Consider the following 12,126-nt stretch of genomic DNA (forward strand, 5'->3'; position numbering starts at 1 on the left):
GATTTAGGTCATATTATTATAGATGACATTAAATTAAATAAACAATGGAGGGGTATTCATATGGTTTGGTTATCTTTAATCCCACCACTAATTACCATAGTTATTACCTTTAAAACTAAGAAATTAATACCTGCACTATTTGTTGGAGTTGTAGTAGGGGCTTTTATTAATACCCGGTCATTATTAGGAGGTATTACAGAGATAGGTAGCTATATCATAGATGCTGTAGCAGATAAGGATAGTGCTTATACCTTAGGCTTCCTCATTAGCTTTGGGGCCTTGGCTGAATTGATTGAAATGGCGGGGGGGATTGCAGGCTTTAGTGATAAGGTAAGCAAATGGATCAAGAGCGAAAAAGGGGTACTTGGATGGGCTTGGTTTTTAAGTATATTTACTTTTTTTGATAGTTCCTTTCATACAATTGCAGTAGGAACAATGCTAAATCCAGTATTACAAAAGGTAAAGGGCTCAAAAGAGAAATTTGCTTTTGTGCTATCGGTGACAAGTTTACAGCTTATTTTATTAATCCCTATTGCAACAGCATACCTAGGATATATGGTAACACTGGTCACCAATAATATAAGGGGGACCGCAATCACTGAAAGTGCCTATATGATTGTTGTAAAAAGTGTCATATGGAATTTTTTCTCATGGTCTATGTTACTACTAGCTGCATTAGTGACTGTGTTGGGATTAGGCTTTGGAAGAATAAAAATAGGAAAGTCTACAGAAGAAGAGGAAGAATTTACAAAAGCTCATATTGAGAGAGAAGAAAAAACTACTGAGCAAATCTCAGAGTATCCTAATAAAAGCAGAAATCTTTTGATACCAGTTATAATCTTATTATTGAGTACTATTTTCTTTTTTTGGTGGACAGGAAGAGGAAAAGCAGATACCTTTTTTGGAGCCTTAAGTGCTGCAAACTTTAATGCTTCGATATTTGCAGGTGTATTGTTGACTTTACTCATTACCAGTATCTATTTCATGCTACAAAAAATTAGTCTGGCAGAAATTGAGGCTCATATTATCATAGGTGCAGGAAAGGTTATGGGTTTGGTGATGATCCTTGTATTAAGCTGGGCTCTTACACTTGTAACTGAAGAACTGGGGTTTAATAGTCTCATTACTGAAGGGATGATTAAAAATATCCCTAATTTCTTAATACCATCGGTAGTATTTCTGATTGCAGGAATACTAGCATACACCATTGGTTCTTCGTGGGCCACCTGGGCATTGGTTATGCCGTTAGCCGTCACCTTTGCAGTTAATTCAGGAATTAATGTTGCAATTATGGTAGGGACAGTATGGGCGGGTGGAGCAGTAGCAGACGTAGTCTCTCCACTATCAGCACAAATGTCTGATACATCCTTCGGGAATCATTTGATTACATCTCTTCCCTATGTAATAGCGGGAGCATTACTATCACTAGCTGGATATTTGCTGATAGGGCTTACTTTGTAAAATGAAATGATAGGAGAAAGACTTAACGAGAATGTACAGATACAACACTAGATAAATGATATATAAAATTGTGAGGAGAGGGTAGTTTCTTATTTTTAAGAGAAACTACTATTTTTTTAGTGTCAAATAGGTAGTAAATTATTTGAATTTAACTTGGTATAATACTTGCATTAATTTAGGTGTATAGGTAGAACTGAATTTTAAAATGAATAGAGGGGAAATACAAATGATAAAAGTGGAGGTATGTAGCCATTGTAAAACACAGACATGTGGGATAGATAAAGGAATTAATATTTATGAAGAGTTTAAAATCTATGAGGAGTTATTAAAGGAAAAGAGTATAGAGTTTGAAGTAAAGGAATGTAGGTGTCTAGGGAAGTGTAGGGGCCCTGTAGTGAAAGTGAATGGAAAAGTTTATACACAAACCAATGCAGAGAAGGTAGAAGAAATTTTAAATTGGTTAATCTGGAAAGAAGAGAGTAATATAGTAGAAAATATGGGATAGAAAGCAAGGTAGAAGAGAAACCCTTTAAATAATAACATTAATAAGTGTTGCAAATACTACAAATCTTGTAGTATTTGGTGTATAAGATTTGGTAAAGAAAGGATATTGTGTAAAGGAGGGACATCATCATGGGTCTAATATACTTTTTAATTGCCTTTATTCAACCAATAGTACTATTTACACCAGAAATGGTGACTATCACAGGCGGCAGCTTAGCCTTAGGGCCTTTTAAAGGTTTTATAATAGGCTATCTTGGTATATTAAGTGGGAGTATAACCATGTATTTTATAGTAAGATATGCTCAACAAATAATAGTAAAGAGACTAGGTAAAGAAGAATTATTTGATAAATATACTAGACTGGTTGAGAAAAATGGAGAGATTATTATTGGATTATTATTCATTTTGCCTGTACTACCAGATAATATCATATGTGCTGGAGCAGGAGCTAGTAAGGTATCATTTAAAAACTTTGTATTTATAGCAGCAGTGGCCAAGCTAATGACCACATTTGTATATGCCTACTCTATGGAACTAGCTAATATTCTCCCCATAACAGAGCTACAGCTATTTGTGGGACAGTTGGTGATAGTAACCATCGTAGTTTTGATAAGCTACTTAGTTAAGAAGAGAAGGCTAAAAGTAGCTAATAGATTATTGATTGAGTCTACTTAATTTTGTTTCAATATAGGTAGAAAGAAATGAGATTCTTTTAAAAGGAACTTTAAACTAAATGTTGAAAATACGACGATCCCTGTGGTATTTACTATATACTAAGTTTTTATATCATAAAACAAATGAAAGTCCAGCTAAGAAATGTCAATATTAAAATAAAAGATATTTGATATTTTTACTGAAGCTTCACTGAACTAAAAAGGGTAACTTTAATAAGCTCTTTGACAACTGTCAAAAAACGAAGATATTCGTACAGCCTTACATTATGCAGCGATGTCGCATTTCGCTTTTAAGTAATTCTTTTGGTGATCTTCTGGAGTGATAATTTCGAATTCTTTTTCATCACGCAAAATAGCAAATACAATGTTGCAAACTTTGTGCATAACAGCACCAAGGGCCACCATTTTAGGTTTACTCTGGCATTTTAGAAGATAATAGTCACGAAGCACAGGATTCTTGGCAGAACCATCTTTGTTCTTACTGATACTGATCAAAGCCATGGTGTGAATCACTCTTCGTGCAATCCTAGAGCCTCGTTTTGACATACTAACCTTGGTGCCATTAAACTTGCCAGATTGCTTTACTGCTGGATCTAGACCGAAATATGCAAAAAGTTGCTTTGGTGAACGAAAAGCAGAAAAATCTCCAATTTCACCCATAAGGCTTACAGCAGAAAGGAATCCTGCACCTTTAAAGGATTCAATCAGATATACCTGTTTTACAAGGTTAGTATCTTCATTAGCATCCACAAGCTCATGCATATCTGAAAGTATGGTTGAGACCTCCTCATCATACTGACGAATGAATCGGATGTACAACAGAATACGTTTAAAATTACTGCTAACAGCGTGACCAAAAGCTTTTGCATCATATGCAGCTTGAATAATAGCATTATACTTGTTCTAGGCATAAGTAATACCAAAACGTGCAGTAGAGCGTATGGAAGCGATGATTTCATCCTTGGGAGCACTTAAAAACTTATCTGGAGAAGTATATTTTTCCAGTAATGTCATTGCTGTATTTGTAGTTATTTTCGAAAAAACTTTTAAATACTGAGGAAATATCATACGTAGTTCGCCTTGAAGCTTATTGACATAAGCAGAGCGGTTATCCATAAGGTCATAATATTCTCTTGAAAGATTTCTTAAATCAAGAGCAAGATCCGATGGCATAAGAGAAACCTTCAAATCAGGCTTTAAACCTATTAGAGCAGCTTTTTTTGAATCAAATTTGTCATTATGCACTTTTCTAATGTTAATGTTTGTGCTATTCTTAGTGATGATAGGATTAATCACGTAGACATGAAATCCTTTATCACGAAGATAGCAGAAGCGTGGGTAATGATAAATTCCCGTGGATTCTAGGAAAATGCGACTTTCCAAAGAATACAGCTCTTCTGCTTCTTTTATTTTTGAAACAGTCATAGCAAGGGAATTTAAATCAGAATGTAGGATTTTGAAAGGTTTTCCTACAAAGGTTTGGTTAGGTAGTGCAATAGACATCCAGCTAAAGTCTGCACCAACATCAATACCAACCGAAATAAACAAATCATATTTAATAGTGTTTGACATGAGCGATAGCTCCTTTCTGATAGGAATCCATTTCCAAGCAATGAGTACACATCCTAGCATGTGATACGGGTATAGCCTGAGGCTCCCAACCAGCCTAAACATAAAACCTCATTGAATGGACTAATTGACTTTTTTATAGGTATAGGTCAGTAGAAACTGACTTCCCAAGGAGGGGAACATTCTTTGTCCTATCCTTAAGGATTATACATCATGAAAAGCCTGGAGTCTACCGGGAACCGTTAGACATATTAAATATAGAAGTAACGTCTGATGAAGGAAGAACTCCTTCTTCTGTTACTAGATAATAGAAGTGATTTTTGTGGAAATGTATTAACTGCATAGTCACTAATGACTATGACATCATTATACTAGGAGGGGTTGAGATGGGATGCTGTGGAAGTGGACATAATCATAGACCACATAATAACACAAATCATCAAAATCATGAAAATGAACATTCATCTGGTGGTTCAAGTATTATGCCTATTTTTACCCTTGTAGCAGTTTCTGCAGTGGCAATTTATTTTTTACGATAACCAGCTGATAGATGGTAAAAAGTAGTTGATTAAGTAAGAATGAATTAGTTCAAGGAAGTAGGTAAGTGTTTAGAAATATTAGAAGATTATTCTTCTTGAAAATGTCCTGCTTTTTTGGATTTATTCTTACTTTTATTAAAGTAATTTCATTGGATTTTTAAATAAAATGAGAAGATATATACACAGATTACAATCCTTTAATGCTCTTGTGCTGTTTGACAAATAACGATAAAAATTAGGAGTGGTATGTATGAATGATACAAATAAAACTGATATTAGGAATGCTGTTCGTGAAAGTTATGGTAAAATAGCTGATGACAAGGTTAATGATACAGGATGTTGTAGCGGTAGTATTAAAATTAAAAATTCTACAAAAGAAATATCGAGTAAAATAGGGTATTCTGATGAAGAAATATCAAATGTACCAGAAGATGCTAACATGGGATTAGGTTGTGGTAATCCTCAGCTAATTGCAGAAATAAAGAAAGGTGAAATAGTAATTGATCTTGGGAGCGGAGGAGGATTTGACTGTTTCTTGGCATCAAAAAAGGTAGGTTCAAAGGGATATGTAATTGGGGTAGATATGACTCCTGAAATGGTAAGTAAATCAAGGACCCTATCTAGAAAACATAGATATACGAATGTAGATTTCAGATTAGGTGAAATTGAAAACCTTCCAGTAGCTGATAATACAGCAGATGTGATTATCTCAAATTGTGTAATAAACTTGTCTCCTAAAAAACAAAGGGTATATAATGAGGCATACAGGGTATTGAAAAAAGGTGGTAGAGTTGCTATTTCTGATGTAGTCCTAATTAAAGAGCTGACAGAAGAAATGAAGCAAGATGAAAAACTTTATTGTGGTTGAGTTACTGGTGCTTCTTCAGTTGAAGAACTAAAAATATACTTAGAGAGAGCTGGATTTAGTAATATAGACATCGAAACCAAAGAGGTATCTAAGGAATATGCTGAGAAATGGGCACATAATTTAAGGGTTGGTGAATACATTATGTCTGCTTCAATAAGAGCAACTAAATTGTAATATTACTATGTAACTAACAAATAGAACTAAATTACGAAGGAGGTAAGCTGTGAAATTTCAAATTGAGCCGGAAGCTAAAGCATATATAGTAGAAAAAAATCAAGCGATTATGATTATGTTATCAAGTATGAGTGGGTGCTGTGGAGGTGCCGCATCAATGCCTAAAATTGAGTTGGGAGCACCACGGGACGTGTCTAAATTTGAAAAAATGGAAGTAGAAGAAATTACAATATATTGTGATAAGGAAATCGAAACGGTTCAGAAAATAAAGATTGGTCTTTCAAGGCTGTTTTATTTTAAAAAATTAACAATAGAACTCGCTGAATAATGTCTGCTTTATCCAAAAGAAATAATAGAGCTGTTAATGAGTTTAATAAAAATCTTCATAATTTCTTCATATCTGGAGGTTATAATTTTATCAACCTCCCCTTTATATATATAACTGCTTAAAATAGTAGCTTATCTTAAAGCTACTATTTTAAGATATACATATGGCAATGTGGGTATATATTTTGATCTTCATAATAATCTTGAAAAAATACTCTACAATAAGTTGGTTAGAACTTGAAGAGGCTGGAGAATCAGTTTAGAACAGTACTTTAGAAATATTGATGTGGAGGTTAGTAAAAGTAGAAATTGATGGAGAAGAATATATGAAAAAGATTTATTATTGGAATGACAATAAACTTTGATCGCAAGATTTGCTGGATGATAAAAAAATATAAATACAAGTGAATATAAAAATAGGGGGGCAACTAAGTGGCTTTTTTACGGAGGATAAAAATATTTCACAAGTTAATGTTTGCAGCTGTAACGATATCTATTATTTTAGGGATTATGGGAGGGTATGGTATATTTAATACCCATAATATCTATGAAGATGTTGATGATATGTATAATAATCATTTCAAGCTAAATATAAGTTTAGAGAAAGCCCATAGTAGTTTTGTATATTTAGATGCTTTGGTCACTAGGAAAATCATCCAAGAGGTGGATTTACAGAATATAAAGGAATATATATAGGAGACAGATTTATTGATAGCTGAAATTGAGGTTCTGAATCATGGTGAAGGAGATAGTGAAAAAAATACTAAAGGTGATAGTATAGACCTATTAAGAGATAAGTGGACAAGCTATCGAAATGATTTGAATAGTATTATAACATCATATGTCGATACTGAAGCTTTCACGAAAGAATATTTCCAGATACAGCAGCAAAGAGTCCAAATAATGGATATCTTTTTCAATTTAACAGAAAATAATGAAGTTATGGCAGAAGATACATATATCCACAGCACAGAACAATATAATTCCTTAAGAGTGACTATGATTACACTAACAGGGTTAGGTGTGGTATTATGTTTTCTATTTGGCCTTTTATTTTCTCTTGATATTAGGAGAAAGTTAAGTAAGGGCTTGAGTTTTGCAAGGAGCTTAGGGGCTAAAAATTTATTGGATAGTGTAGAAATTAAAAGTGAGGATGAAATAGGTGATTTAATAAAACAATTAGATATTTCAAGGTTGGCAATTAAAAACATACTAGAGCAGATGAAAGACTTAATTACTGATGTATCTAAAACGAATACCCATATGATCAATAATGTAGAAGAATCAAATGTATTTATGCAGGGTATTCAGCAAGGTATTGGAAGTATATCTGCTGGTGCACAACAAAGTGCAGTATCTACAGAAGAAATAACAAATAAATTAATAGATTTAGAAACATCCATCTCATCAATTGATGAATATGCATTACATACGGTAAGTAAAAGCAGTGAAATAAAGGAAATATCAGAAATAAGCTCAAAGGATATTGTGGAGCTGTTAGATTCTATGAGTAATATCTCAAAGTCCTCATTTAGCACGATAACTAATGCAGAGAAACTTAAAACTCAGTCACAACAGATTAATAAGACTGTTGAAATTATAGATAATATATCCAATAAGATCAATCTACTAGCATTGAATGCATCTATTGAAGCGGCGCATGCAGGAGATGCTGGCAGAGGATTTTCTATCGTTGCAGCTGAGATAAGAGAATTGGCTGTGGAAACCAAAAGAACCCTAGCAGCTGTAGAAAATATTAATAAAGCTACACTAGACACAATAGATGATGTTGTTAATGGCGTTAGGGAAGTGAATGAAAAGATTTCTAATGGATTAGAGCTAACAACAAAGACAGATAAAGGGGTTAAGGACATTATTACAAATATTTTTGATGTGGATCAAAGAATACAAAAGATACAAGAGGTTATTAAGAATCAAACAACGGTTACTAGTAGCATAGTTAAAGCAGGAGAAGTGATTGCTGAAAATGCATATCAATCTACAAACGAAATAGAAAAAATAGAGGCGGATATTGATAATCAAGTTAGATTACTTAATAATATCAATGACACAGTTAATCGTTTCAGTGGCTTAGTAGATAGTACTGAGAAAGAAATAGGTCAATTTAAATTATAAAATTTATTATGTAGCTAGAAGGAAATTGATGTATAAGAAGCATGATATTGAAATTAGTTCTAAGATAGTATGATTGTAGCACTAAAAGATTATTCAAATCTTACGAAGGAGCAAGTATGATGAGAAAAACAGTTCTAAGCATTTGTTTGATAACAATGCTCATATATATAAGCAGCATAAATGGGTTCGCCCTTGAAAAAGAGAATATAAGATTTTCAGATGTTCCAGAGTCAGCTTGGTTTGCCAGTTATGTATCTAAGCTCATAGAAATGGGAAGCATTAATGGGGATGGCGATGGGGAATTTAGGCCAGATAGAAGGATTACGAAAGCAGAGTTTATAGTGCTTGTATTAAATACTTTAGGGAGCAAACAAGAAGTTGCAATTGATGAGCATTGGGCTATGAATTACATAAGAGAAGCACAGTCTATAGGGATTATAGATAAAAATGAGTTTAGGAGTGCTGAATTAAGCAATGAAATTGACCGCTTAGAGGCAACCAAAGTATTAGTAAGTGCTTTAGATGAGGAGTACGCAGAGGATTTGAAGGGTTATGTTAGGTACATAGAGGATTATGCTAGGATCCCTGAAGAATATGTAGAGTATGTTCTAAAAGCTTATGTAAAGGGTTTGGTTTCTGGATATCCTGATGGAGAATTTAAAGGAAGTGAAGGTTTAACAAGGGCTGAAGCTTCTATAATGGTTGTTAAAATGATTGATAAAGATGAGAGAAGTACTATAGAAGAAGCGAGGGAAGATTTAGAAAATACGGTAAGGGTACAAGAGGAGGAGAAACGTGAAAACATTGTAAATACAGCTCTGAAGTTCCAAGGAGTACCATATCGTTGGGGAGGAGTTTCACCTTCTGGATTTGATTCCTCAGGATTTATTTGGTATGTTTTTCAACAAAATGATATTGACATTCCACGGGTTTCTTCAGATATCTATAACTTTGGAGACCCAATTACAAGAGAAGAGCTACAACCTGGTGATTTAGTATTTTTTGAAGGGTATAAACCGGGACCATCTCATGGGAGTATTTATATTGGAGATGACGAATTTATTCATTCTCCATCTACAGGTAAAACAGTATCTATAGATAATTTAAATGACCCATATTACTGGGGGCCTAGACAATATGGAGGTCTACGAATTATCAAATAGGATATGTATAATGTAAGAGGATAAAATCTAACCTTAGCAAATCTATATTTAAAATTATTTTTGAAGCGAGAAAGAGCCTTGATTATATTAATAAGTCACTTGTGAAAATTGTTCATCGAAAATATAAAGGTAAAGGAAAATTCATGGGGAAGTCATGGATATTTCTTGGTCGATGGGCTAAAAGCAACCCTTCATTTTTCTATCACTGGGAAAAGGGGATTGCACTGACGATAGGTTGATAAGAACTGTATGACAGGAGAATGTCACGTGCGGCTCTGTGAGAGGTTTGGGGTGAAACTTCCCTTATCTACTCGACTAATAGATGGATGGCAAAACTAATGAATCTCATGGAAGCATTAAGACCAGTGTATTTGGATTTGTCTTGAAATTTGATCCAGGTAGTCGTGTTAATATATATTCTAGATAATTGTAGGGATTTAGGCCCTTTGCTGTTTCTACTAGGGGAATATACACTTGCACTAGCCTTTGTCCTTTCTGGAATACCACAGAATTCCCAATTCTACTTAAGAATGTAAAAGAAACAAATGGTTATTTTCTGCCTCAACTAAGGGAGCAGAGTCCAGTGCAGTACTCTATAAGTGTAAATTATATAATGAAAATACACAAAAATTATAATCTCAAAGTGCACAGATTTGTGTAGTTTTTTAGTATAATATTTCAAAAACAACTTAGGAGAAATATTATGCGAAAAGATGTAGCAAATCAAATAAAATTGCTAAAGGAGGACACAGTATTATTGAACAAAAGTGAATTAGCTAGAAGATTTAATTGTAACAGAAGAACAGTAGATAAATATTTAAAGGAGGTAGACAGTTCTAGAAAATCTAGAGAAGTAAAAAGCAAGTTAGATGGGTTTAAAGAAGTAGTAATAGATAAAGTAGATAATTATGGTTCAAATTCAATGGCAGTATTTAAATTCATAGAAAAGAAAGGTTATGAAGGAGGTTATCAGACCGTAAATAACTTTGTTAAGAATCATAAGAAATCTGAAATAAAGAAGGCTACAATCAGATTTGATACAAGTCCTGGACTTCAAGCTCAGGTAGACTGGAAAGAAAGTATAAAGATGGTCAGTAAGCTTGGTGAAATATTTGAAGTGAATATATTTTTAATGGTCTTAGGATATTCAAGACTTAAATATTTAAAGCTAACTACAAATAGGACTCAGGAAACTCTATTTGAATGTTTGTTTGAAGGTTTTAGATACTTTGAGGGTATTCCGAAGGAGATACTCTTTGATAACATGTCCACGGTAGTGGATAGAAAAAATACAACTTTTAAAAATATAGCTATTAATAATAAGTTCAAACATTTTTCTATGGATGCTGGATTTGAGGTCATTACTTGTAGACCCTATAGATCAGAAACAAAGGGTAAAGTAGAAACCCTTGCAAAATTAGTAAACCGTATTACCCCTTATAACGGAGAATTTAATACATTTGAGGAACTAGAATCTATTGTTATTGCATTTAATGAGGAAATAAACTATGAAGTATCACAAGCTACAGGAGAAATTCCCTATGAAAGATTTGAAAAGGAAAAAGAGTATTTAAACCCCTTACCAGCAATGGATGTCCTTATATCATATTTCCACCACGAAAAGGAATATAAGGTCTCTAATGAATCCATGATCAAGTATAAGGGAAAAAAATACTCAGTTCCCACAAGATATATAGGTTTATACCTAACAGTTTCAGAAATAGATTCTGAAATATATATTTATTATACAGAAGATTTAATAGCTTGTCACAAGATGTCAGATAAAATTCTTCACTATAAAAAAGAGCATGCAAAGGAAATACTTCTTTCTGATGCCTTTAAACATTATTCTGATGAGAATATAGAATCCTTTATAGAAGAGACTTTAAGAAATATGGATATATTTTTGGAGGACTAATTATGAGTTCATATGCTAAATTACTTAATAATTTAGAAACACTTAAATTAGAGAAGTTTAGAAGCTTCTTACCTAACTTTTTAGAAGAAATAGCTAAAAAACAAATTCCCTTTACTGATGCTCTCTTAGAGCTAACTGAAAAGGAATTAGAATTTAGAAATGAAAGGGCTTCAAAGATTCAAATAGCAGTATCTGCATTTCCCTTTGAAAAGACATTAAAGGATTTTGATTTCGATTTTCAACCTTCAATAAATAAAACTCAACTCCTAGATCTTGCGAGCTTAAGATTCCTAGAAAATAAGGAAAATGTTTTATTCTTTGGTTCTTCTGGGGTTGAAAAAACTCACTTAGCTGTAGCTCTTGGTATAGCTGCAGCTAAGAAAAGATATATTACCTACTTTATATCTTGTCATGATCTTATTATGCAACTCAATAAAGCTTACGCTGAAAATCGACTAGAAGCTAAACTAAAACATTATTCTAAATATAAGCTTTTAATTATTGATGAAATCGGATATCTACCAATTGATAAGCAAGGAGCAAATCTCTTATTTCAGCTAATAAATAAGCGATATGAAAAGAATTCTACTATAATAACCACTAATCAACCCTTTAGTAAATGGGGTGAAGTATTTTCAGATATAACCCTTGCTAACGCAATACTTGATAGATTAATCCATCACTCCTCTATCATTAAAATAACAGGACCTTCCTATAGATTAAAGGGAAAAGTAGAGCTTATGGAAGCAAAGAAGAATAATAACTAATTATAATAATTGTGCACTTTGAGATT

General features: G+C 33.2%; 13 protein-coding genes. 11 read left to right on the plus strand and 2 right to left on the minus strand.

Annotated features, from left to right (window positions below; translation table 11 throughout):
• Positions 1 to 60 precede the first annotated feature (60 nt).
• From JMO20_RS06040 to JMO20_RS06050, 3 genes are all read left to right on the plus strand, one after another.
• Positions 61 to 1,461 carry a Na+/H+ antiporter NhaC family protein gene (locus JMO20_RS06040; protein ID WP_202708623.1) on the plus strand — a complete coding sequence of 467 codons (1,401 nt, stop codon included), beginning with the start codon at positions 61 to 63 and terminating at the stop codon, positions 1,459 to 1,461.
• 226 nt (positions 1,462 to 1,687) lie between these two features.
• Positions 1,688 to 1,966, plus strand: coding sequence for a (2Fe-2S) ferredoxin domain-containing protein (locus JMO20_RS06045; RefSeq protein WP_202708624.1), 279 nt, complete (start codon positions 1,688 to 1,690; stop codon positions 1,964 to 1,966).
• 128 nt (positions 1,967 to 2,094) lie between these two features.
• Positions 2,095 to 2,640, plus strand: coding sequence for a TVP38/TMEM64 family protein (locus tag JMO20_RS06050; RefSeq protein ID WP_202708625.1), 546 nt, complete (start codon positions 2,095 to 2,097; stop codon positions 2,638 to 2,640).
• Positions 2,641 to 2,903: 263 nt separating this feature from the next.
• On the opposite strand, the gene JMO20_RS20305 is transcribed toward JMO20_RS06050, so the two are convergent.
• Both JMO20_RS20305 and JMO20_RS20310 read right to left on the minus strand, forming a co-directional pair.
• A complete protein-coding gene (locus JMO20_RS20305) occupies positions 2,904 to 3,401 on the minus strand; it encodes a transposase (protein ID WP_279380063.1) in 498 nt (165 codons plus the stop codon).
• A 141-nt stretch (positions 3,402 to 3,542) separates the two neighbouring features.
• Entirely contained in the window at positions 3,543 to 4,211 is a 669-nt protein-coding gene (locus JMO20_RS20310; protein WP_279380064.1) for an IS110 family transposase, read from the minus strand.
• Between the two features lie 383 nt (positions 4,212 to 4,594).
• Here JMO20_RS20310 and JMO20_RS06060 point away from each other — a divergent pair, with 383 nt between their 5' ends.
• The 8 genes from JMO20_RS06060 (at position 4,595) to istB (ending at position 12,100) form a co-directional block, all read left to right on the plus strand.
• Positions 4,595 to 4,747, plus strand: coding sequence for a hypothetical protein (locus tag JMO20_RS06060; RefSeq protein ID WP_202708626.1), 153 nt, complete (start codon positions 4,595 to 4,597; stop codon positions 4,745 to 4,747).
• A 250-nt stretch (positions 4,748 to 4,997) separates the two neighbouring features.
• Entirely contained in the window at positions 4,998 to 5,615 is a 618-nt protein-coding gene (arsM, locus tag JMO20_RS06065; RefSeq protein WP_481133358.1) for an arsenite methyltransferase, read from the plus strand.
• A gap of 223 nt (positions 5,616 to 5,838) precedes the next feature.
• A complete protein-coding gene (locus JMO20_RS06070; RefSeq protein WP_202708628.1) occupies positions 5,839 to 6,117 on the plus strand; it encodes a CC/Se motif family (seleno)protein in 279 nt (92 codons plus the stop codon).
• A 431-nt stretch (positions 6,118 to 6,548) separates the two neighbouring features.
• Positions 6,549 to 6,812: an MCP four helix bundle domain-containing protein gene (locus tag JMO20_RS06075; RefSeq protein WP_202708629.1), complete on the plus strand. Its 264-nt coding sequence runs from the start codon at positions 6,549 to 6,551 to the stop codon at positions 6,810 to 6,812.
• A gap of 12 nt (positions 6,813 to 6,824) precedes the next feature.
• Entirely contained in the window at positions 6,825 to 8,252 is a 1,428-nt protein-coding gene (locus JMO20_RS06080; protein WP_202708630.1) for a methyl-accepting chemotaxis protein, read from the plus strand.
• 119 nt (positions 8,253 to 8,371) lie between these two features.
• Positions 8,372 to 9,415 (plus strand): NlpC/P60 family protein, encoded by a 1,044-nt coding sequence (locus JMO20_RS06085; RefSeq protein WP_202708631.1) that lies wholly within the window; start codon positions 8,372 to 8,374, stop codon positions 9,413 to 9,415.
• 703 nt (positions 9,416 to 10,118) lie between these two features.
• Positions 10,119 to 11,333: an IS21 family transposase gene (gene istA, locus JMO20_RS06095; protein ID WP_202708633.1), complete on the plus strand. Its 1,215-nt coding sequence runs from the start codon at positions 10,119 to 10,121 to the stop codon at positions 11,331 to 11,333.
• Between the two features lie 2 nt (positions 11,334 to 11,335).
• Complete coding sequence (gene istB, locus JMO20_RS06100; protein ID WP_202708634.1) at positions 11,336 to 12,100, plus strand: IS21-like element helper ATPase IstB; 765 nt, start codon at positions 11,336 to 11,338, stop codon at positions 12,098 to 12,100.
• Positions 12,101 to 12,126 lie beyond the last annotated feature (26 nt).

It is taken from the genome of Sporosalibacterium faouarense (genome assembly GCF_016765695.1).
Lineage (GTDB): Bacteria > Bacillota > Clostridia > Tissierellales > VENL01 > Sporosalibacterium > Sporosalibacterium faouarense.

What these genes read in the sequence shown, in the direction of transcription:
- JMO20_RS06040 (WP_202708623.1), top strand. Translation starts at nt 61, where the DNA reads ATGGTTTGGTTATCTTTAATCCCACCACTAATTACCATAGTTATTACC.
- JMO20_RS06045 (WP_202708624.1), top strand. Translation starts at nt 1,688, where the DNA reads ATGATAAAAGTGGAGGTATGTAGCCATTGTAAAACACAGACATGTGGG.
- JMO20_RS06050 (WP_202708625.1), top strand. Translation starts at nt 2,095, where the DNA reads ATGGGTCTAATATACTTTTTAATTGCCTTTATTCAACCAATAGTACTA.
- JMO20_RS20305 (WP_279380063.1), bottom strand. Translation starts at nt 3,401, where the DNA reads ATGCATGAGCTTGTGGATGCTAATGAAGATACTAACCTTGTAAAACAG.
- JMO20_RS20310 (WP_279380064.1), bottom strand. Translation starts at nt 4,211, where the DNA reads ATGTCAAACACTATTAAATATGATTTGTTTATTTCGGTTGGTATTGAT.
- JMO20_RS06060 (WP_202708626.1), top strand. Translation starts at nt 4,595, where the DNA reads ATGGGATGCTGTGGAAGTGGACATAATCATAGACCACATAATAACACA.
- arsM (WP_481133358.1), top strand. Translation starts at nt 4,998, where the DNA reads ATGAATGATACAAATAAAACTGATATTAGGAATGCTGTTCGTGAAAGT.
- JMO20_RS06085 (WP_202708631.1), top strand. Translation starts at nt 8,372, where the DNA reads ATGAGAAAAACAGTTCTAAGCATTTGTTTGATAACAATGCTCATATAT.
- istA (WP_202708633.1), top strand. Translation starts at nt 10,119, where the DNA reads ATGCGAAAAGATGTAGCAAATCAAATAAAATTGCTAAAGGAGGACACA.
- istB (WP_202708634.1), top strand. Translation starts at nt 11,336, where the DNA reads ATGAGTTCATATGCTAAATTACTTAATAATTTAGAAACACTTAAATTA.